This window comes from Flavobacterium anhuiense, from assembly GCF_900101855.1.
Classification (GTDB): Bacteria; Bacteroidota; Bacteroidia; order Flavobacteriales; family Flavobacteriaceae; genus Flavobacterium; species Flavobacterium anhuiense.
Genome location: NZ_FMVC01000002.1, coordinates 93,900 through 116,409, shown reverse-complemented (window position 1 = coordinate 116,409; position 22,510 = coordinate 93,900). Strand labels below are relative to the sequence as shown.

Annotated in this window: 13 protein-coding genes and 2 pseudogenes; 10 read left to right on the top strand and 5 right to left on the bottom strand. The window is 33.3% G+C overall.

Annotated features, from left to right (window positions below):
• The first annotated feature begins 20 nt into the window (after nucleotides 1–20).
• From BLP44_RS04960 to BLP44_RS04925, 8 genes and pseudogenes are all read left to right on the top strand, one after another.
• Nucleotides 21–1,514, top strand: coding sequence for an aminotransferase class V-fold PLP-dependent enzyme (locus tag BLP44_RS04960; RefSeq protein ID WP_091130101.1), 1,494 nt, complete (start codon nucleotides 21–23; stop codon nucleotides 1,512–1,514).
• 245 nt (nucleotides 1,515–1,759) lie between these two features.
• Nucleotides 1,760–2,379 (top strand): annotated as a pseudogene (locus BLP44_RS04955) (IS1 family transposase).
• A 766-nt stretch (nucleotides 2,380–3,145) separates the two neighbouring features.
• The gene (locus BLP44_RS04950; RefSeq protein WP_091130097.1) at nucleotides 3,146–4,249 is read left to right on the top strand and encodes a hypothetical protein; all 1,104 of its coding nucleotides are present in this window, start codon (nucleotides 3,146–3,148) and stop codon (nucleotides 4,247–4,249) included.
• Between the two features lie 26 nt (nucleotides 4,250–4,275).
• Nucleotides 4,276–5,139: a hypothetical protein gene (locus tag BLP44_RS04945; RefSeq protein WP_139159175.1), complete on the top strand. Its 864-nt coding sequence runs from the start codon at nucleotides 4,276–4,278 to the stop codon at nucleotides 5,137–5,139.
• Nucleotides 5,140–5,143: 4 nt separating this feature from the next.
• On the top strand, nucleotides 5,144–6,238 hold the full coding sequence (locus tag BLP44_RS04940) for a hypothetical protein (protein ID WP_139159174.1): 1,095 nt from the start codon (nucleotides 5,144–5,146) through the stop codon (nucleotides 6,236–6,238).
• 2 nt (nucleotides 6,239–6,240) lie between these two features.
• On the top strand, nucleotides 6,241–7,728 hold the full coding sequence (locus tag BLP44_RS04935; RefSeq protein WP_091130083.1) for an autotransporter outer membrane beta-barrel domain-containing protein: 1,488 nt from the start codon (nucleotides 6,241–6,243) through the stop codon (nucleotides 7,726–7,728).
• Between the two features lie 174 nt (nucleotides 7,729–7,902).
• On the top strand, nucleotides 7,903–8,580 hold the full coding sequence (locus BLP44_RS04930; RefSeq protein WP_091130079.1) for an IS1 family transposase: 678 nt from the start codon (nucleotides 7,903–7,905) through the stop codon (nucleotides 8,578–8,580).
• Nucleotides 8,581–9,267: 687 nt separating this feature from the next.
• Nucleotides 9,268–9,708 (top strand): hypothetical protein, encoded by a 441-nt coding sequence (locus BLP44_RS04925; protein WP_091130075.1) that lies wholly within the window; start codon nucleotides 9,268–9,270, stop codon nucleotides 9,706–9,708.
• A gap of 456 nt (nucleotides 9,709–10,164) precedes the next feature.
• Here the strand turns inward: BLP44_RS04925 and BLP44_RS23295 are convergent.
• The 4 genes and pseudogenes from BLP44_RS23295 to BLP44_RS04905 all read right to left on the bottom strand — a co-directional run.
• Nucleotides 10,165–10,553: pseudogene (locus tag BLP44_RS23295) on the bottom strand (IS1-like element transposase); the annotation flags it as partial.
• Between the two features lie 430 nt (nucleotides 10,554–10,983).
• Nucleotides 10,984–11,484, bottom strand: coding sequence for a hypothetical protein (locus BLP44_RS04915; RefSeq protein WP_139159173.1), 501 nt, complete (start codon nucleotides 11,482–11,484; stop codon nucleotides 10,984–10,986).
• Between the two features lie 11 nt (nucleotides 11,485–11,495).
• A complete protein-coding gene (locus BLP44_RS04910; protein ID WP_244511678.1) occupies nucleotides 11,496–15,140 on the bottom strand; it encodes a DUF6443 domain-containing protein in 3,645 nt (1,214 codons plus the stop codon).
• A 10-nt stretch (nucleotides 15,141–15,150) separates the two neighbouring features.
• Nucleotides 15,151–18,147 (bottom strand): hypothetical protein, encoded by a 2,997-nt coding sequence (locus BLP44_RS04905; protein WP_091130069.1) that lies wholly within the window; start codon nucleotides 18,145–18,147, stop codon nucleotides 15,151–15,153.
• A 375-nt stretch (nucleotides 18,148–18,522) separates the two neighbouring features.
• On the opposite strand from BLP44_RS04905, the gene BLP44_RS04900 reads away from it, so the two are divergent.
• The gene (locus tag BLP44_RS04900) at nucleotides 18,523–19,185 is read left to right on the top strand and encodes an IS1 family transposase (RefSeq protein ID WP_091130066.1); all 663 of its coding nucleotides are present in this window, start codon (nucleotides 18,523–18,525) and stop codon (nucleotides 19,183–19,185) included.
• Nucleotides 19,186–20,279: 1,094 nt separating this feature from the next.
• Complete coding sequence (locus tag BLP44_RS23245; protein WP_091130062.1) at nucleotides 20,280–20,399, top strand: DDE-type integrase/transposase/recombinase; 120 nt, start codon at nucleotides 20,280–20,282, stop codon at nucleotides 20,397–20,399.
• 861 nt (nucleotides 20,400–21,260) lie between these two features.
• Here BLP44_RS23245 and BLP44_RS04890 read toward each other — a convergent pair.
• Nucleotides 21,261–22,367, bottom strand: coding sequence for a PepSY-associated TM helix domain-containing protein (locus BLP44_RS04890; RefSeq protein ID WP_091130060.1), 1,107 nt, complete (start codon nucleotides 22,365–22,367; stop codon nucleotides 21,261–21,263).
• Nucleotides 22,368–22,510: the final 143 nt, after the last annotated feature.

The following is a 22,510-nucleotide window of genomic DNA, read 5'->3' as shown; positions in this document are numbered from 1 at the left end:
TGCCTTAAGATATAAATGAAATGGACACTATTTTGAAAACAAAGCCAAGCGAACTGGAAAAATATTTTTCTGAATTCAGAGAAAATACAATTGGCGCCAACCATACTTTCGAATCGATTTACGGACCGCAAAAAGTTCTTTATGCAGACTGGATTGCCAGCGGAAGATTATATTTTCCTATCGAAGATATTATGCTTCGAAAAATAGGCCCAATGATTGCCAATACGCATTCGTTTTCCAGCCAGACGGGAAAAGCTTCAACGTATGCGTATCAATATGCGAGAGAATTGATCAAAAGACATGTGAATGCATCCGAATCAGACTGTCTCGTAGCGGCCGGAACTGGAATGACGGCTGCTTTAAACAAATTACAGCGTATTATGGGGCTGCGTTCCAAAGACAATATTTTTAATGTAGAAATCAACTTTGATGATGAAAGGCCGGTTGTTTTTATTACACACATGGAGCATCATTCTAATCAGGTTCCATGGTACGAAACCATAGCCGACGTTGTGGTTTTGCCCTGTGGAAAAGACAATGTGGCCGACCCAAAAATATTGGCAGAAGAAATCAAAAAATACAAAAACAGAACGCTTAAAATTGGGTCATTTACAGCGTGTTCCAACGTAACGGGAATCATCACGCCATATCATGAATTAGCCAGAATAATGCATCAGAATAATGGTTATTGTTTTGTTGATTTTGCAGCGTCGGCGCCGTATGTTCAAATCGATATGCATCCTGAAGATCCAGAAGAGGAATTGGATGCGATTTTCTTTTCTCCTCATAAATTTTTAGGCGGACCCGGAACTTGCGGGATTTTAGTTTTCAATGAAAAATTATACAGATCTGATTTTCCGGATAATCCGGGAGGAGGAAATGTAAAATTTACCAATCCCTGGGGCGGCTATCATTACAGCGATGAGATCGAGACTAAAGAAGATGGAGGAACTCCTGGGTTTCTGCAAGTCATGCGTACAGCTCTGTGTCTGGAATTAAAAGATAAGATGAATGTTCAAAAAATGAAAGACAGAGAAAGGGAACTGCTGGATCTTTGTTTTTCGGAACTGCAAAAAATAAAAGGATTGACGATTCTGGGAGATTTAAAAACAGAAAGAATCGGGTGCGTTTCGTTTACGGTAGAGAATATTCATTACAATTTGATCGTCAGATTATTGAATGACCGTTTTGGAATTCAGGTGCGTGGAGGCTGGTCGTGCGCCAGTACGTATGCCCATTATCTTTTTAACATTGACGAAGAAAAATCAACAGAAATCACCAGCGGAATCCTTCAGAAAAATTTAACTAAAAAACCTGGCTGGGTAAGGATTTCAATTCATCCAACAATGAAAAATGAAGAACTGTTCTTTATCTGTAAAGCTGTTGAACAAATCATTTTAAACATTAAGGAATGGCAGCAGGCATATCAGTACGATCCTATAACAAATGAATTTAATTATCTTCTGTTTAGAGAAACTATTGAAGACGATGTAAAAGTATGGTTTTCAGTGTGAAATGGTAATGTTTCATTTCGATACTGTTTCAAAGTTGGTAGTGTTACAGATTAGGTGTTTTGATAATATGTCCATATAACTAACTGAAAAGAATATTAAAATTAAATTATTGAATAGAAAAGAAACGGCCAGCTGGTCGTCTCTTTCGTTTTTTGTCTTTTAATAAGCCTCAAAATGCTTTTGCCTTACCTTAATGTTTCAAATTAGGTCATGAAAATAAAATGTAATTTTTGCAATGGTAATGCATAAAGAATGGATTTCAATCTAACGGTAATCAGCGTTATAAATGTACTATTTGTCAAAAACGACCGCAGATTAAATATAGGTATAACGCTTACAAAGGAGATACCAATCAGGAGATAGTGCTGTTGACCAAAGAAGGTTTGGGAATAAGGAGTACGGCAAGAATACTGAAAATATCAACGACAACTTGAAAAGAATTGTCTGCATTGCGAGGAATATAGCCAGACCAATTGTCAGCAGAGGCAAAACTTACGAAGTAGATGAACTGTGCACTTATATCAGACACAAGAAAAATAATATCTGGCTGGTTTATGCTCTGGAAAAGAATTCTAAAAGTGTGGATAGTTTTAATGTAGGCAAACGGACTAATAAAATTCTGAATCGTGCTTTGGAAACTCTGAAATTGGCAGAAGCAAAAAAGATATTTACAGACAAATTAAAAAACTACAGGTATTTGATTGATAAGAAAATGCATTCAGTAAAACGTTTCGGGACAAATCATATTGAAAGAAAGAATCTGACACTGAGAACACATCTGAAAAGGCTCAACAGACGTACAATCTGTTTTAGCAGAAGTTTAGCTGTTTTTACTGCTGTTTTGAAGATTTATTTTTGGATTTGAATTTGAGTCTTTTATTTGACTAAACAGGACTCGAACCAATTTTCCCTGAAAACACTGGTGGTTTTTATTTAAAAAAAATGAAACGAGATTTTTCGAACCACAAAAAAAGCCTAAGAAATCTAGATTTCTCAGGCTTTACCTTTTTTATAGTAGCGGGAAACATTCAAATATCTAACCACATTATAGCAGATTATTATGCGATTTTTACATTAGTATCGTAAAGCAATATTTTAAAACTAATATAAATCATTTGGTTCAAATCCCGTCAAGGCCAAATATACACTTTATAACCCCATCGCCATCTTTTGGTTTCTGGCAGGAGTCCCATAAAATTATTATCGGAAATGAAGGTAGAATACTTCTGCAAGTTTAAATCTAATTGCTAAGTTAAAGAATAAGCCATAACTTGATTTTAACCTTTCCCTTTTCGACAGGAAATGGCCTATTGCGTTAATGATGATGCTATTTTTTAATTTTAAGACTACAAAAAAGATCAGAAATGAGGAATTCCGTAAAGAAATTACAAATTCCTTTTGTTTATTTGCGCCCGAAATTTTAACTAAGCATTAACAGTTGTATGTTAAGACAGAATTACACTAAATGATCTGGAGAATCAGCCATTTTTAAATTCTAATTGTTTAATCGAATAGATATGACTCATCTTTAATAAGGGGTGTTGAGTGCCGATATCTACGAATCATGTAAATTAGGTTTTAAAATAAATGATTATAACTACATTAAAGAATAATATATAAAAAGAAAAAAAATGATCAGATTATCTAAGCTTTTAATTATTATAGTTGTTTTGAATTGCAAGAATCTCAAAGCGCAGGGAATTATTACTTCTCCGGATAGTAGCGTAAATGCTATTTATTCGTCTTCTAATGTAATTCCTAAAACGGAGACAGGAACTGCAACTTGGACTTCAACCAATGCTTACTGGGCTTCACCTCTTATTTATAGATCGAGACGCTTTCCGGATAATGGCACAGGAGCTTTTCCTTTTAATGAATATGGGGAGTTGATGATTCAGGGAACTTCTCATGAAGCTATCGGTAATTCATATAATAAAGGAATCAGTTTTTTAACATGGGACGGGTCAAGTGCATCAGCGCAAATAAGAATGAGGGTTTCTCCAACGGGCAATATTGGCATTGGAACAGCAAATCCGACAGCAAATTTAGAAATAAATTCTCCTGCCCTAACAGCTGCGTCAGAAACATTGCTAAAATTAAGTGTCAGCGATGCTTCCCAAGATTATATAAGAATAGCAAATGGAACATTTGCAAATGGACAGTTTGTACCAACTTTAAACGGATACCGCACTTCAGACAATAAAGCGTCTCTTTATTTAACGGCAACAACCGAACCCAGTATGGACAACGGAAGTTTTCCCCTTATGACTTTTGATTCGCGAACCTCTGGTGCGGCAATAATTGGCAGACCTTTATTTTCTTGGGATTCATATGGGAATAGAAAAATGACTTTAAATGCAAACGGAAGTTTAGGGATTGGAACTGCCACAACCGGATCACATAAATTGGCTGTTGAAGGGTCAATTGGAGCTAGAGAAATAAAAGTAACAGCATCTGGCTGGGCTGATTTTGTTTTTAAAAAAAATTATGACCTGCCAACGCTTGCTGACGTTGAAAAGCATATTTCTGAAAAAGGACATTTAGAAAATATTCCAAGTGAAGAAGAAGTTTTAAAAAACGGAATTAATTTGGGAGAAATGAATGCGAAACTTTTGCAGAAGATTGAAGAACTGACTTTGTATATGATTGAACAGAATAAACGTTTGGAAAATGTTGAAAAAGAGAATAAAGACCTAAGAAAAATTATAAATACTGCAACAAATAAAGTAAAATAAAAAAACAACTGCAATTAATTTATTGTATGAAAAAGAAAATATTATTGATGGCATTCTTTTTTGTGGCTCAAATTGTTTTTAGCCAAGAAGGAGGCAGACGTTTTTTTACCAAAATTTTTAGTGTTAACGATGCTACTAAACTAGAGTTAAAGGATGATCTTAACCAGGCTTTAAATGCAGAAAATATTTATAAGGTACAGTTAGTCACTACGGGAACAGGGACAAAAACGGGTGCTGAATACATTGTTTGGTATGATGCAACTGCCAAATGGCAGATTAGGGCTGTTAATTTGGCTGGCAATTCTTCAAATCATCCTTTGCTGATAGTCGAAAATGATGCGGTGATGGTTTATACTAAGCATACGACTAAATACAGTGTCCGTGCATTTGTTGAAGAAATAATAGCAATAGAGAATGATGTCAGGCCATCTATTTTTGGAGCCGCATTCCATTGGCAGAGAGACGGTGACTTTTTGTACTATGGCGGAAATGTCGGGATAGGGACAACAAGCGCAAAAAACAAATTAGATGTCAACGGTACAATCCATTCCAAAGAAGTAAAAGTTGATATGGATGGCTGGTCAGATTTTGTATTCAAAAAAGACTATGATTTGCCAACATTGGAAGAAGTTGAAAAACATATTGCAGAAAAAGGACATTTAGAAAACATTCCAAGTGAAGAAGAGGTTTTGAAAAAGGGAATCAATCTGGGAGATATGAATGCTAAGCTTTTGCAAAAGATAGAAGAATTGACTTTGTATATGATTGAGATGAAAAAAGAGAATGAACAAATGAAGAAAACAAATGAAGAAATAAAGAATGAGAATAGGAGAATTAAGAGAAATCAAGAACTGTTAGAGAAACAAATCGCAACCTTAAAAAATCGATAATATTATGAAGAAGTTCATTTGCATTTTGCTGATTTTAACCTTTCAGTTAGATTTTGCTCAAAATACATTTCCTTTTCCCGAAAACAATAATGTTGGTATTGGGACTGTAAATCCTATAAGTAAATTAACGATCAGCGGTTCTCTTACGATAAATGGAGGATTGAATAACACAATTTCTCGACCACTTGTTGCGGCAACTACTTTAGCAAATGGAGAAATTAGAGGTTACAGTAATGCTGGAAACGGAGCTGATGATGGATTTTTACGATTATCAGCCGGAGGGGGAACAAATCCTATAAAGTCCTTTATTGATTTGTCTGGCTATTCGACTATTCCAGACATGATGGGTAATATTGTTTTCGGGACTTATGGAGCCGAGAGAATGCGCATTGTTTCAAATGGAAATGTTGGGATAGGTACAACTTCACCTTTTGGTAAATTAGATGTTGTAGGCTCTAAAACTTCTACATATACATCAAGTTTAAATTCGCCTACTTATGACTTTTTAAGAATTGCAAATATTCATGGAGCGGGAGGTTCGGATCAATACTCTGCTTTAGCATTAAGTGTAAGTGGAAATACAGGAGCTAATAATGCTTACGTAAATTTAGCAGTTATACAACCTGTCGCGGGAAACTCTAATAGTGAATTTGCTCTCGCAGTTAGACAACCCAGCGGGGTAATGAATGAAGTTATAAGAGCTAAATCAGATGGCAAAATTGGTATTGGAACTTCAAACCCTATTTCTAAACTTACAGTTGCAGGGGACATACATTCCCGTGAAGTAAGAGTAAGCGTCGATGCCGGAGCAGATTTTGTTTTCGAACACAATTACAATTTACCTTCCCTGGATGCTGTTACCAAATACATCAAAGAAAATAAACATTTACCTGAAATTGCTTCAGCTGATGAAATGAAAAAAGAGGGTATTAATTTATCTGAGATGAATATAAAGCTTTTGCAGAAAATTGAAGAATTGACCCTTTATGTGATTGAGCAATCAAAGGAGATAAAAGCATTAAAGAAAGAAAACGAATCCTTTAAAACTTTATTAGAAAAGTTTTCTAAAATCGAAAATCACTTAAAAAACAAAAAATAATAATGAAAAAAATAGCACTTTTTTTAGCAACTATTTTAACAGCATCATTGAGCTTTGGTCAATCAGTTACAGGGACAGGAACTTTAAATAAAATACCTAGATTTATAAGTAGTGGTGTAATAGGTGATAGTAATATAGCTGATAGTAACACAGCTGTTGGAATTGCCGCACCATCCTCAATTGCAAATACTTTAACTGTAAATAATACATCTTATTCTTCTTTAGATGTTAACGGGACTGTATCAGTTGGATTAGGGTTTGCAAACCATATTGGTGCCAAGATTGAAGGTTTTAAACAAACTGTTAATACAACTGGGTTAAAATTATATACTGAAGTTGGTTTTAATAACCCATTTTTAGCTATGACTATTTTAGCTAATGGTAATATTGGTATCGGTGGTCAAACTTCAATCTTAAATAAATTTGAGGTTAAAGTTCCAACGAGTACAGGTCTGTCAGGTGTTGACGGTATAGCAGTACACGATGGAGCAGTTAACAGAATGACTGTAAATTTAGGTATTAATACGGTAGGTGAATATTCATGGATTCAATCATCAAAAGGTGGTATTGGTTATAAAAGCTTATCGATTAATCCTTATGGTGGTAATGTAGGTATTGGAACAACTACACCAATTGGAAAACTAGATATCGTAGTAGGTACAGTAAACACATTTAACCCTGCAATTCAGGCAGATGGTTCCATTTCTATACTGAATGCAGGTGCGGGTGTTGCTATTCCTGCTTTTGTGGGAAAATCAGTTAGTGGTACAGGATTATATCATTATGCAACTACACTAGATACCAATCCGGCAACTGATATGCATTTTAATGTAAGAACTACAGCAAATGGAGATTTTACAACTCTTACTAACTCAGCATTTAGATTCTCAAGATTTGCAACAGTATTGCTCGATATCAAAAGAAATGGGAGAATCGGCATTGGTACATCGAATCCTGCGGGTGCCTTACATGTGGTGGATGCCGAAGGAGGATTCTTTTTTGATGGCTTAAACACTGAATATAACAGAATTAAATCAACAGCGGTTGCTCCGGTCACTCCAAAACCATTGCTAATTAGCGCACAATTATCAGGAACCACTCCTGATATCTACATTAATACGTCTGGAAATGTAGGTGTAGGAACAATGAATCCTACTTCCAAATTTACTGTTGCAGGCAACATTAATTCACGCGAGGTTAAAGTAACGGTAGATGCGGGTGCCGATTTTGTTTTTGAAAACAATTACAGTTTGCCTTCTCTGGATGCTGTTGCTAAATACATCAAAGAATATAAGCATTTACCTGAAATTGCCTCTGCTGAAGAAATGAAAAAAGAAGGAATCAATTTATCTGAGATGAATATAAAACTTTTGCAGAAAATTGAAGAGCTAACGCTTTATATCATCGATCAGGATAAGAAAACGGAACAATTAAAAAATATTATATCGGAACAAGATAAACGCTTAGAAAAACTTGAAAATAAAAAATGAGAAAACTAATTACACTTCTATTGCTTGGGTTCTGGGTAATGTATCAGATGTGTTGATGGTTAATTATTGTATCTACCATTTGCAGAAAATCAAATATTTATATTAATATCGCATAAAAATTAAAACAGCCTTTGGGCTGTTTTTTTATTTTATAAAGCCTTAAATCGAAAAAAAATGGAGTCAAACCAGACTAGGTGTTACAGATGTGTTGGTGCTATTCGAAAGATGATAAAATATGGAAAGACAAAGTCTGGTAAGCAAAGATATATTTGTAGAAAATGCGGGAAAACCAGAGTTGAAAAGTATGTATATCTGGCTTATAAGGCAGAGATAAACCAGAATATTATTCAATTAACTAAAGAGGGTTTAGGGATAAGAAGTACTGCAAGATTATTAAAAATTTCAACGACAACATTGTTGAAAAGAATTGTATCAATCGCCAGAAAAATTAATCAGCCAATTATATGCAAAGGCAAAACTTATGAAGTCGATGAGCTGTGTACTTATATCAGACACAAGAAAAATTATATCTGGTTGGTTTATGCATTGGACAAGAATTCTAAAACAGTTGTGAGTTTTAATGTTGGCAAACGAACCAATAGAACGCTTAACCGTGTTCTGGAAACTTTAAAATTATCTGACGCTAAGAAGATATTTACGGACAGACTTAAAAACTACAGGTATTTGATTGATAAGAAAATGCATTCAGTAAAACGTTTCGGGACAAATCATATTGAAAGAAAGAATCTGACACTGAGAACACATCTGAAAAGGCTCAACAGACGTACAATCTGTTTTAGCAGAAGTTTAGCTGTTTTTACTGCTGTTTTGAAGATTTATTTTTGGATTTGAATTTGAGTCTTTTATTTGACTAAACAGGACTCGAACCAATTTTCCCTGAAAACACTGGTGGTTTTTATTTTAAAAAAATGAAACGAGATTTTTCGAACCACAAAAAAAAGCCTAAGAAATCTAGATTTCTCAGACTTTACCTTTTTTATAGTAGCCCTAAAGGGACAATTCTCGAACCATTTTGCAGATGATTTAAATAAAATAAATATCAAACAATATTAAATTATTCAGTTCAAATCCCATGAAGGCCACATTAAAAACTAAAGTGTAAAAGATTAATACTTGTTCAAACTTTTAAATTCTAGCGACCTTGACGGTACAGAATTCGAACCATTTAATGTACGATTTGAAGATTTTTAATGATGTTTAATTTTTTGATTCGACTTTAATATAACTATTGATTAATCGTGTTTGTGCTGATTCAATAAAGCAGCAAGTCCACTGAATTTTATACCATGTCAGCACGAATAGCATTCAACGAATTAAAAGTTCATTTGATTATTTATAAGTTTATTATTATATATTTGATAATAAATAAATCCTGACCCTTGTCAGACATATCTACCCAATTTTGGGTGATAAGTCTGATGTTGTCAGTAGTATATTCAATTTAGTGGTAATTAACATAAATTTAGTGGTTACATTAATCAATTTAAAATCTAACGAAAAATAAGTAAATATAAAATCATGAAATTATTTTTGACTTGTCTTTTATTTTTTGTTGCTAAAACTCAAACAGACAGTTTTACATATGAAGATGTAATTGGAAACAAGATTACAATTGAAGGGGAATTACCCGAAAAAATAGATTCGACATTTTTGAAATCTGAACTAAATAGTACTTGCTTTTTAGGAAACGACTATCCTAAAACTAATTATCACATTTATATATCAAAAATTAAAAAAATCAAAAAAGATATTTATTATCTAAATAGTATAATAAAGACGGTTAAAGAAAATAATAATGAAGAATTAATTTTAGAAGATATTTCAAGAAGTGTTTATGAAATTAAAACCGTAAAAGTTGATGGACAATTAAAAATACAAACTGTAAATTATCAATATAGTGAAAATGCAAAAGGTAATTATGTAAGGTTACCCCAACTCATTAATACTGTTAAAAAATAACTCTAAAGAATTTGGCATTACGTAAATTCAATAACTACCGCTAACAGCTACTAAAACGGATTTGGACAATTGGCTTAAGGCAAAAATGGATTTGTATTTGGGATGATTGGGCGTAATTTATTTTCAAGGATTCTGTAGTTCTACAACATAGTTCACGCAATTGACTACAATAGAACTTAACGGGACTCGAACCAATTTTTCCCGAAAATACAGGTGTTTTATATTTGATAAGAAATATTATAAGATTTTTCGAATCATAAAAAAAGCCTGAGAAATCTAGATTTCTCAGGCTTTTACTTTAAAGTAGTAGCCCTAACGGGACAATTCTCGAACCGTTTTCAAGATGATTTGAATAAAATAAATCTCATTTGGTAACCTTTTTATTATGATTAGCTTAGCAAATAGGAATATTTTAATTAGAATTGTTCTCTGTAATCCTAAGTCAAAAGGTTTTAAAGAATTCTTTTCCAATGCATAAACCAGCCAGATATAATTTGTCTTGTGTCTAATGTAAGTACACAGCTCATCAACTTCAGACGTTTTGCCTCTGCTGATAATCGGCTTAACAATGTTTCTGGCAATTAAGATGATTCTTTTCATTAGTGTTGTCGTTGATATTTTCAATATTCTTGCTGTGCTTCTTATTCCTACACCTTCTCTTTGGTTAATTGGATAATATTCTGATTTATCTCTGCCTTATAAGCCAGATATGCATAATTTTCAACTCTAGTTTTCCCGCATGCTCTGCAAACATAACTTTGATTACCTGACTTTGTTTTTCCATATTTTATCATCTTTCGAATAGCACCAACACATCTGTAACACCTAGTCTGGTTTGACTCCATTTTTTTCGATTTAAGGCATTATAAAATAAAAAAACAGCCCAAAGGCTGTTTTAAATTTTATGCGATATTAGTATAAATATCTGATTTTCTGTAAATGTTTAGATACAATAATTAACTACCAACACATCTGATACATTACCGAATTTTCGCTTAAGACATCGATGGTATCGATTGGAACAGCTACACAATTTTACAGTACGGGGAGGTAACTTGACATTAAAATCTCGGTATCTGGCATCAAAACAGCCGATACAGGGAGGGAGGATGCTCTGAGTGATATTTTTCAAAACTTTTGAGATTAATTAGCAGTTGCAGGCTAACTTGGAATCTATTTTAACAGTTTGGTACACTTTGAAACGCTATAAAAGCAAAAGCCACTCCGATAGGAATGGCTTTACTACACTCAACTTATTTTAGATACATTCCAAAATTATTTACCTGTATTAGTTTTTAATAATTTTCCTTTTTGGTCAAGAATCCAATAAATACTATTGTCAATCATGATAGATTTCTTTTTGAACCCATATAATTCAGGATTTTTTTCTCTTTCCTCAATACTAGGAATAGGAATTTCTTCATAAGAATTCTTTGTTACTTCCATAGAAATGATTGGTTTGCCATCTTTCATTTCTGAATAAAATAGATAATCAGTGTCAAAAATTATCGGATATAATTTATCGTTTACAAATAACTTTCTATCAGTTCTTAAAAAATCATTTCCATTAGAACTAATTAAATGAAATTTTATGGTCGAATCTGAAAGATGCTCAACATAAAAAACTACATCTCTATCTCTATTCTTAGAAATTTCATTGTAAATGGATTTCTCAGCACCAATATCAACTAAATATGGAATTACGGTATTATTGGTTTTAATAGTTGTACAACTAATAAATAATAAAACAAAACTTAATCTAAATATATTTTTCATATCAATAAATTTTAAAAACCACTCCATCTTTTTAATGCATCTAATCCAATGTTGAAATTACCTGTTCCCGTTGCTCCTTTAGTTGTACCAACACCATTTTCTTGAACACCAGAAGGAGTAACTCTATTAATTTGAGCTTGACCTCCTACAGGAGTATTGTACGCATCAATAGAATATATTGTTACTCCAGAACTTGCCGCCGTATTTACATCTATTGGTGATGTTCCTGGGATATTTACTTTATTTGAATCTTTAATTAGATTATGACCATGAGCTTGCCCTATTAATAAATTTCCTCCCATAGTGTTGTAACTCACTCCATCTTTATTTGTACGAGTCTCATAATTCATTGTTGTTAAACCATCCACTCCAGGTTCACCACGAACTCCTTTTACTTCTCCCGCTCCTCTATCCAAAACTAAATAAGTTTGATGTTCAACATTTCTCGACTGGTCATTTACTTGTTGTAATTCATTTTGAATCTGTGTGTCATTAATCGTAACGAGTGTGCTCATATCACTACTTTGCAATTGTGCTGTAGCTTCTGCAGAGGTTGTTGAACCTCCATTTGCTTCTTTAACATCCTTAAAATTATTAGCATCTATCAATCTAATATTATTTGTTGATGCTCCATCTTGACCAAGCACTTTACCAGTTCTATCGTCAATATACCAGTCTGGCGGTGTAGCCATCATTCCATCTGGGTCGATAAAACGAATAGGATTATTGAGAGCATACACATATGGAGAAAAGCGTCTGGATTTCTCCGCCAATGGGTCAATATTCATCCAACGTCCAAGTGCAGGGTCATAATTACGTGCTCCATAGTCATACCAATTCAACTGAGAGCCACCAATACTCTCATCTTGCAGTTCCTTGCAGTTGTACTTATACTTTAAAGCGCTGTTTGTTGAGGCAATTGCGCCATTGTAACCGATATGCTTCATCCCGAAAGGATAGTAATTGTTCTCCTCCTGAATGGTCAGGTTCTTGTCGTAGCTTAAACGGATATTTCCAAGATGATCTTTATACTGGTAAACATATTTATAAGAACTTCCTTCAGGCTGCACATAACCTTCTGCAGTTGGAAAAAACTTCATCACGCCGTTTTCATACTGGTATCCACCCAAATAATCAGTGGTTACCGCAGGCTTTCCTGCTTCGTTCACAATCTTTTTTAATTTCTGTCCAAGTGCATTGTAAATATAGGTAATATTTCCGCTTGTCGCAAAAGTCACTTTTATTGGAAGGTTCAGATGATTATAGGCTATAGAAGCGATATTTTTATTTGTATCCGAGACCACGTTCCCATTAAGGTCATAGGTGTAATCATCGCCAGTATTGGCTCCGTCAATAAATCCTAAGTCCTTGCGGCTGCTGTCTGTGACTTTAGTTAAAAGGTTACCGTTATTGGCGTAAGAATAGACCAGATTGTCGATCTGCTGCACGGCTTCGCTGTTCCCGTTGCGGATAAGGCTTATAATGTTTCCGTTTTTGTCGTACGATAAAGCCTCATTATAGGCATTGCTTACAGAGCCCGCTTTTACAGATATGCTCTCCTTTAGACGGTTCAAATTGTCGTATCTGTAGCCGTATCCGCGTAGTACTCCGTTATCAGAATTGGTAGCCCACTGGGTCTCGGAGATGTTTCCATTATATAGCCCCGGAACTCCAGTTACTGTCGAAGGAAGATTATAATTGATCTTAAAAGCAAACAGATCCTTAGGATTTATATCTTTTTGCAGATTATTAACATCATTAATACCTGTAAGCCATCCACGAATATTATAGGTATAATCTATTTTTTGTACACCACCCACTTCTTTTGAAATTAATTGTCCGAGTTCGTCATAAGTATTACTTAAGATGGGTTCTGGCACCTGCATTCCGTAAATAAAATGGGCGAGTGTCAAAAGTCTATCCTGATCAGAGTAATAGTAAAATTCAGATGTTTTTAATTCTTCAATATCTCCAAAGAGTCTTTTATGTGTAGTGACATTGTATTCTAATCTTCCTGAGAAGGAATCCAGCTTACTTTCAGTATAAGTAAAACCTCCTAAGAAGTTTTTTATATAAGACTTAATGGGTTTTGCTTTGGCATCGTAAAGTGTATAAGTTTGTTCGTTTCTAGTGTTTGAACTGGTTTCTAGGACTCTTACCCAAGTCCCTGTTACAAGTCCTTTTGGTTTAATACCATTATTATAGTAAACTTCCTGATCTGTGATGTCATCAAGAGTACTTGGGATAATTGGAGCATCAGGAAAGTTATAATTGTCGTAATAATTAACAGTAAGCAGTTTGAATGAAGTCGGTTCTATTGCATTACTGTAATATACTGTGATACCATCAATCGTTCCGGAGCTTTGTTTACTTTCATACAAAACTGTGGCGGCATTCTGTGCATCCTGTAACATCTTTCGGGTTGCCGAAGTGGAAGTCTGGTTGCTCCAACCGGTATAAATTGGTCGGCTAAAAGCATCATACTTGGTAATAATCCAACCAACTGTTGCAATATCAGAAAAAGGTGAATTGGCAGGTCCCGTCGCAACAACTCTATCAAGGTTATCGTAGACTATAAATTCCCACTGTTTACCTGGAAGTTTTTTCTCTATAAGTCTATTTAGATAATCATATTTATATTGGTAGCATAAATTATTCAAAATATCTTCCATCCCTAAAACAATGGAAGCAGAAAATGTGCTTCCTGCTTGAGCATTAAAACCAGGCAATAATCGAATTGAATTAGTGGCATTAATAATTACTTCAGGACTATTTGCACTTATTACTGCACTCGACATTACTTCGGCAGCAATATTCCCCGTATTACTTCCAATGAGGTCACTCGCTTTAGGCGGTATAACAAAAGAGAGATTGCCAAAATCATCATACACATAATAAGTATCGTATTTTTCAGTAGAAGTGCCATTTCCGACGGTTGCAAATGTCCTTTTCAATATTATTCGATCTTCAGAGTCTCTAAATTCTTCAATCGTATTATCACTGCTATTTAACTGATTTACCTGCCAATTTTCATTTTTAATTATAGTTTTAGTTAATTGAGAGGTAAGGTAAAAATTATTATTATCTAATTTGGGATTTTCTTTATTACCATTAGCAAAAGAAACTTTAAAAAGCCTAACCTGATCATTACTTGTGTTAGTTTGATAATCAGTTCTGATTTCATGTCCTCCATTTATTTTCCAATCATTCCCAGGTGCTGCTTGTTTTAAAATTCTATTCAAAGGAGAAGATTCGTATTCATTTTGTGAATAAGGATTAATTGTATTTTCGTATTTGGCAGTATTGTAAAATGTTACCGCATCAGATAAGGCATTAGCTTTATAATTTAGAGATGCGGCATCACTTGGCACATAAGGAAGATAATTCTTTTCTTGTCTTCCAAAAATATCGTAACCAATTACAGTTACCATATCTCTTCCTGTTGGCGACTGCTGGTTTTCTACTTTTTGAATAATTCTATTTAATCCGTCATAATAATCTACTGTAATAAGTGCATCTGAAGGTTTTGAAGGATCAAAGGTACTTGAATTGTTAACTTTTTTATATGTTGTAGTTTTTATATAATTCTCTGTTTGTGTTTGACCTATAAGTAAAACAGGAAAAAATATAAATATCAATATGTTTAAGTTTTTCATACTCTAAAAATTAGTTTTTATAGTGATATTCATTTTCAGATAAAACATCTTGGTTTTTATCTCTCACCGTTTTTAATCTGTTGAAGCTATCATATGTATAATTTTTAATGTCTCCTTTTGGATCTGTAAAACTAGTTACGCCAACCAGAGGCGCATAAGTAAAAAACATAGTCTGAGAGTTAGGCAAATTAGTTTGTAAGACATTAAGCATAGTTCGCATTTCAATATCTGTAAAAGATTTTAATTGCAGCTGAGGATTGGGAGGAACAACCATATATCTATATCCATCATTTAGATATTTAAGATTTGAAGCTCCTAAAAGATTTGTTACTTCCTGATAAGATGCATTTTCTATTTTTGCAATTTGATACTGTTTGTTATATCCCCAAACATAACTTGTAACAGCTCCCCCTCGTAGTCTTTCTTCTGTTATGTTTCCTAAGTTGTCATACATATAGCTATTTGCTAATTTGTAATTATTGCTGTAATGAAATCCAAGCATATCCCCATAAACAGAAGGGAAGCTCGAAAATGCAATCTGAATAGGCATTGCTAAATCAAAAATTTTCTCTGTTAAAAAATTCTCATAAAAAAATAATTTTCCACCTATCACGTACGGAACTCCATTTTTATGAACAAGATCTATTATTTCAATTGGTTTTGAAATAACATTGTTTGCAACCATTGATTTTATATCATCAAGTTCTGAATCTATTTCTTGATTATCTCCTAGATATAAATTTACTGGATATTGAAAACGGCGTTCTTTTATTTTCCCGTCTGCAAAAGTTCTTTTTTCACTAATAAGCAATCTATAGTTTAGATCATATTGATACTCTATTTGGTTAGTTGTTAAACCCTCGCTATAAAAATCTTTAATTATTGTCTTTTTAAGATAAGGATAAAAAGTATAGATAGGAATAGCAGCAAATTTCTCATATAAAACATCAACTGCTGTTCTGATACAAATATTATAACGATTCGAATCCGAATTGTATTCATTGCTTATTTCTTTTACAATAGTTTTAGAGCTATTAAAAACTTTTTGATTTAAAAGTAGCCCTCTTTCTAAGTCTAAAGATGAAAAAAGTCTGTAAACCTGCCATAGATTTATACTATTTAATGCTAGAGGTGAGGTTGCTGGTTTATCAAGATAGCCATTATCATGATTGGAAAAGCTATTTACTGTATAACCAAGCCCCGTCTTTTCCATAACTTCAGTATATGTTATTGGACTTTGATTATTAACGATGTTAAAAGCTTGACTGTTAAAAAACAGATAGTTCATATTAGTCATCATATAGTCCGGTTTCATATTCAATATTCCACTAGATATGGCTCCATTGCTAATTGAATTTACATTATAAAAGTATTCTTTTACAATGGGAGTACTGCCAGGCGATTCATATGTCGAGATTTTTTTTATCCTCAATCCGCCCCCAATTTTGTTTGAAGACTGGCTTTCTATTAAAAGCTGAGGAGTTGTTGTTGTTAGGGAGGCCTCACTCAACTTTATTAATTTAGAATATTCGTGAGGTTCAAATAAAAATTCAGTATACCCTCCAGCAGGAAATTTTATACGCTGCAAAATTTCGGCATCCATAAAATTTGCATCAGGCTCTCTTGATTGATAATATAGAGATTCATCAGGCATTGGTTTTGTAGGGAAACCACAGTAGATTATATCCCAATATCGTTTACCGTTATAATATCCCCAATGATCCTCTAGCATTGAAGTAATTGCAGGAAGTATTTTGGAATTATACTCAAATGTATATTCACCCAAAGTTTCCAGCCCATCAGGGGAAATGAATGAAACTTTTTGAAGCTTATTCCTAATCCCTGTAGCTTTTAAGTACGAAAAACTAATATTGTTTATAATCGTATTATGGTATTTTAATTGTATGCCATCAAGATTAAAAAATTGATAATTTTCATTAACCTGAGACGTTCCTAATGCTGTTCCTTGCGGTACTTCTGGATTTGGTATAGCTGGTCCTTGGGGCAAATTCATTTGAGTCAAGGACTTATTAAAATAACAAGATACCCCATTGTTGCAAGTTATACTTTCTAAAATTGAAGACGATATCGCAATCCTTCTAGGATAGTTAATATTTGTTGGAACAGGGCCCGGCAAAACTGGTTGACTAATTGAGGATGAAGTGATTGTATTTGATTCCCAAAATTTCGAATAATTAAATGTTATTTCTTGACCTGTAGGTGCAATAATTTGAACAAGATGCCAAGCTGAAACTTGTATTTGAGTTTGGGGAACTCCACTTTGACTCATAATTATTGTAGACTGTCCATACGAAAACTCAATAGCGTTGGATGATTGTCCAAAAACGTATTTCACTCCATCATCTGCAATAATTGTAAATGATGTAATTGCTCTTGCCAAAGTGTAATTATTCGAATTATTCGCTACAATTGGGTAGTTGGCTGTTACAACATGTGAGATTCTAAAATTATAATTTGATTTTGATTTTACAATCCAACTGCCTTCATGATTTAAAAAAAAACTACCAGACATTCCATTAAAATTAAAACTAAATTCATCTGGCGCTACTTCATTGGAAACTGCTGAATTCTTCAATGTATTCAAAAAAGCACTTGTATTCCAATTGGATGCCGCTAGAGCTGTATACTTATCTAGATAACCTTTAAACGTATATTCATCAAATCTTATATTTTCTTTTCTATTAATAACTCCCCCTGCGCTTAAGAACCAATTCAAACCTACCCATGTTGGTTTGGAGTTAACTTTAACACCAGAGCTTCCATAATTTAAGCTTACATCGACCGAAATAGGACCATTCTTAATTTTTGTCAAAGGAATAGAGATATTTGCCTGACCTGTAAATAAATTTACGGGCACATCTCCAGCATTTTGTAACGCAACTGCATTATCGCTAGATTTTGGTGTTTCCTTTGGATAATTATCTTGAGCACATAAAATGCAAATTTTAAAAAAGACAGCTAAAAGAACAGGTAGTTTTCTTTTCATAAAATGAATATTTATAGATTTATTTTTTTTTATTCAAATATTATAACAATTAAGACTAAATTTAAATAGCAAAAATTGACGTAGCAATTTTTTAATAAACGAATAAATTTAGAAGACAATAATAAGTATTTAATTGTTAATTATAGTTAATTTAGTGTTTTTTTTTAAGCTTACGCATTAACCTGACCTACAGTTTTTTAAGGTAGTGTTTCAAAGTTAATGATATAAGATTTTGAAATTCTAACCTTTTGAAATCGAACAAATTTTAGAGATAAATAATTTAAAGATGAGCAGTAATGCTCATCTTTTTTGTTTTAATATTGCCTTAAATGAGCTAAAATGAGTAAAAATGCGATATAGTGTTCCAAGTTAGTGATGGTCATGAATTGTCCAAAATGTAAAGAGCAAAAGGTTATTAAAAATGGGAGAACAAAAAATAATAAACAGCAATATTATTGTAAAATATGCTCTCACCGCTTTATAGAATATTATACAAATCAAGCTTACAAATTAGATATTAATGAAAAGATTGTTCAATTAACCAAAGAGGGATTAGGAATAAGAAGCACTGCAAGAATACTGGAAATATCAGCCACAACATTATTGAAAAGAATTGTCTCCATTGCGAGAAATATAATCAGACCAATTATCAGCAGAGGCAAAGCCTATGAAGTAGATGAGCTGTGCACTTATATCAGACACAAGAAAAATTATATCTGGCTGGTTTATGCATTGGAAAAGAATTCTAAAAATGTGGTTAGTTTTAATGTAGGCAAACGAACTAATAAAACTCTGAATCGTGTTTTGGAAACTCTGAAATTGGCAGAAGCAAAAAAGATATTTACTGACAGATTGAAAAATTATCGATATCTGCTTGATGAGAAGATGCATTCTGTTAAGCGCTTCGGAACTAATCATATTGAAAGAAAGAATCTGACACTGAGAACACATCTGAAAAGGCTCAACAGACGTACAATCTGTTTTAGCAGAAGTTTAGCTGTTTTTACTGCTGTTTTGAAGATTTATTTTTGGATTTGAATTTGAGTCTTTTATTTGACTAAACAGGACTCGAACCAATTTTCCCTGAAAACACTGGTGGTTTTTATTTTAAAAAAATGAAACGAGATTTTTCGAACCACAAAAAAAGCCTAAGAAATCTAGATTTCTCAGACTTTACCTTTTTTATAGTAGCGGGAACGGGACTCGAACCAGTGTTTTTTGCTCATGATCTTAGATTGCTGCAATAAAGCTTTCTTTCTTTCTTTCTTTCTTTCTTTCTTTCTTTCTTTCTTTCTTTCTTTCTTAGTTAGTTAGTTAGTTAGTTAGTTAGTTAGTTAGTTAGTTAGTTAGTTAGTTAGTTAGTTAGTGTTTTTTCTTTTTATTGTGTAATACAGTTTCGAACCTTAGCTTGGCAGGTCTTGATTTTACTGGAGCTTCGATCTTTCAAATACCAATGCGCCACGATTTTGCCATAAAATTTAAATTGCTAAACATTTATAAAAAACTGTTCTAGTTTTTGCAAGCCAAAAAAATGGCAGTTCCGCTTTTAAACAAGAAAATAAATGACACTTTTCTGGTTTCTGTTTTTTTTAGGGACATAGTTTATATAACCGTATTCATTTAAATCCTTTATGCACCTGTGATACGTGACAGGGCCGGTTATTTTGGCTATTTTCATAATTTCATGCCTATAGGCTTTGTATTATTCTCTAAGTTTAATTTTTTTTTGAGCTTTTTCCCGCTATCCGCTGCAATCTTCTTCGCCGCACCCCGGCGCAGAAGGATTTCCGCTTCTATCGGGGCTAAAAGAGCAGGGCAGCAGAACAGAGATAAATCAATTTTGAAGCTCAGTAGAATAACAATAAAACTGCGTATACAGTATCGAACCTAAGCTTGGCAGACCTCCATTTTGCTGTGGTTCTACTTTTCAAAAATATCATGTGCTACAATTTTGCCGCAAAATTTAAATTACTAAGTATGTAATAAACGATATTTTTTTTAAGACTGGAAAAGTTTCACCAGCTAATTCTCAAATAATACAGAGATATTGAAGAGATTATGAAAATAAGAGGAATTCAAGCTGATCGTACTACAATTTAGAGCTGGGATATAAGTTTGCACCGTTAATAGAGATGCAAATGAAGAAACGTAAAGTAGAGGCTGGCAGTAGCTGGAAAATAGACGAGACTTACATTAAGATCGAGCAATGGTGTTATTTGTATAGGGCACTTGATAGGACGCAACACAATTGATTTCTCATTAACTAAGAAAAGGCAGAAAAGGAGCCCTGGTCATTTCTAATTAAAGCAATTAGTAATAACTTTAGGCCAAAAGTGATAAACATCAGATGGTAAGGCCGGCAGTATCTATGTTTAAATCATTCCGTAAATTTGCAGTCTAACTTTAAATTACTTAAATTCTGACATTTGATTCTGACAGATGAGAGGGAACCGTAATTGCTTATATTATTGCTCTTTAAGACTATTAGGTTTTTATTGTGCTTTTTCGATCTTTCACCGCTGCATATTATAGGGACAGGATATGTTCTATCGGTATTCTTAAAAATGAAACTTAACGTTAATCAGACGTTAAGCTTCTCCATAACAAATAAATCAAACTTTATTTTTAGAAAAATCTTGTTTATGCAAGCTGTTCTATTTGCAATTGAAAATTTCAGTTAAAATCGTAGTCTAGTTTCAACTTTATATATTTTTTTTGCTCTATCTTGTGGTTAAAGAATAAGTGACACTAGGCTTTTTGTTTTTAGATTAAAAAGCATTCTTTTAGATGCATCTTACTAAGTAAATATACAATAAATATTAAAATACAGTTTTTTTAATCATCTTAAAGGTGGCTTATAATTATAAGCCATACGAATATCTGAATATAGTTAAAATTCTGGAGGCTCTGCAACTCAATCTTAGTATGGAAGAGTTTGATTTTAATGAATAATGCAACATGTGAAGAGCTATGCGCCATGAGTATGCCACAAAATTTGAATGGCCGATTATTGTTAATTCGCCTTAGTTTTTTGTGGCAGAAATGGTACCAAGTCCAAACACGATGACCAATTGCGAATGCTAAATTATTTTAAAATTAGGCGGTATAAGGCATTACTTTAGCTTTGTTTTTTTTCGCAGCCATATCAAAAATCCTGTGATGGGAAGTGTCGCTGCGAGCAGTGAAACCAATAAGGCTAAAATTTTTGTCGGCAGACCGAATATGCTTCCAGTATGAATCGGATAGATAAGACGCTTTAATTTGTCTCCATTTGAGAAAGAAGCATATGGTCTTGCTTCAATGTTCTCAGCAGTATATTTATCAAAATAAGCAGCGCTTGATTGATGGGGGATAAGCCTTTCAGTATTTTCTTTTAATACCAAAATGCTATTAATTGTATCGGCTGGCATTCTGATCTGCATGTTTCCTTTATAGAGAAAAAGGCTGTCAGATTGATCAAAAATGCTCTGGTAAAAATCTGTTTTTATTAAGCCAGGATCTGCTTTCGTGGGGTTTTCGATTTTAGCGGAAGGCCTTTTATTATTCCCGTCAGCCAGATAAAGAATGCCGTTTTGAAACCAGTTGAAGGCAAAAAACAATCCTGTCAAAGAAATAATCAATAGAATGAAAAAAGAGTAGAATCCAGTTGTTGAATGCAGGTCCCATACAACCCTTTTAAAGGAAGCATTCCATTTTATCTTAAGTCTTTGTTTTAAGTTTTTTATTTTTTTAGGCCACCATAATATTAGCCCTGAAATTAGCATAAAAACAAAAATAAGACAAGATGTCCCCATTATTATGCCGCCGGTTTCTCCCATTAAAAGCTGTCTGTGTATTTCTAAAACCACGGCAAAAAATCTGTTTTTCTGAAGTGTAGATGCCTGAACTTTGCCCGTGTAAGGGTTTATAGAAAATAAATGTACCTTTTTATCAGAATCTTTTCCAACTATTTGGATTGTGCGAGAAGGGTCGCTGAAGGTGCTGATTCTTGTTATTTCTTTTACTCCATATTCTTTCTGAAGTATATCTACACAATAATCCAAGCTTTTTTTCTCGGCTCCAATTTCCGAGACATTGTAATAATCGGGATTGAGAGTACTGTCAATTTCCTTTTCAAAAACTAAGAGACTGCCCGTTATTGCAGCAATAAAGATTATAATGCCAGAAGCTAGTCCAAGCCATAAATGCAGCAATCCGATTTTCTTTTTAAACCCTTTCATTCAAAATTATGGTGTGAATTAAAATCTTTTTTTGATTTAAAATCCGTACAAATTTATATTTATTTAGAATTAATAGAAATTGTTTTAAAGAAAATTTTAAGATTTTCTAAACAAATGATTGGAAAAGTTTGATGAAGTCAAAT

Bases quoted from the DNA above. Each gene is read 5' to 3' on its own strand.
- BLP44_RS23245 (WP_091130062.1), top strand. From the start codon at position 20,280: ATGCAAATGAAGAAACGTAAAGTAGAGGCTGGCAGTAGCTGGAAAATA.
- BLP44_RS04925 (WP_091130075.1), top strand. From the start codon at position 9,268: ATGAAATTATTTTTGACTTGTCTTTTATTTTTTGTTGCTAAAACTCAA.
- BLP44_RS04930 (WP_091130079.1), top strand. From the start codon at position 7,903: ATGGAGTCAAACCAGACTAGGTGTTACAGATGTGTTGGTGCTATTCGA.
- BLP44_RS04940 (WP_139159174.1), top strand. From the start codon at position 5,144: ATGAAGAAGTTCATTTGCATTTTGCTGATTTTAACCTTTCAGTTAGAT.
- BLP44_RS04950 (WP_091130097.1), top strand. From the start codon at position 3,146: ATGATCAGATTATCTAAGCTTTTAATTATTATAGTTGTTTTGAATTGC.
- BLP44_RS04935 (WP_091130083.1), top strand. From the start codon at position 6,241: ATGAAAAAAATAGCACTTTTTTTAGCAACTATTTTAACAGCATCATTG.
- BLP44_RS04890 (WP_091130060.1), bottom strand. From the start codon at position 22,367: ATGAAAGGGTTTAAAAAGAAAATCGGATTGCTGCATTTATGGCTTGGA.
- BLP44_RS04945 (WP_139159175.1), top strand. From the start codon at position 4,276: ATGAAAAAGAAAATATTATTGATGGCATTCTTTTTTGTGGCTCAAATT.
- BLP44_RS04900 (WP_091130066.1), top strand. From the start codon at position 18,523: ATGGTCATGAATTGTCCAAAATGTAAAGAGCAAAAGGTTATTAAAAAT.
- BLP44_RS04915 (WP_139159173.1), bottom strand. From the start codon at position 11,484: ATGAAAAATATATTTAGATTAAGTTTTGTTTTATTATTTATTAGTTGT.
- BLP44_RS04960 (WP_091130101.1), top strand. From the start codon at position 21: ATGGACACTATTTTGAAAACAAAGCCAAGCGAACTGGAAAAATATTTT.
- BLP44_RS04910 (WP_244511678.1), bottom strand. From the start codon at position 15,140: ATGAAAAACTTAAACATATTGATATTTATATTTTTTCCTGTTTTACTT.
- BLP44_RS04905 (WP_091130069.1), bottom strand. From the start codon at position 18,147: ATGAAAAGAAAACTACCTGTTCTTTTAGCTGTCTTTTTTAAAATTTGC.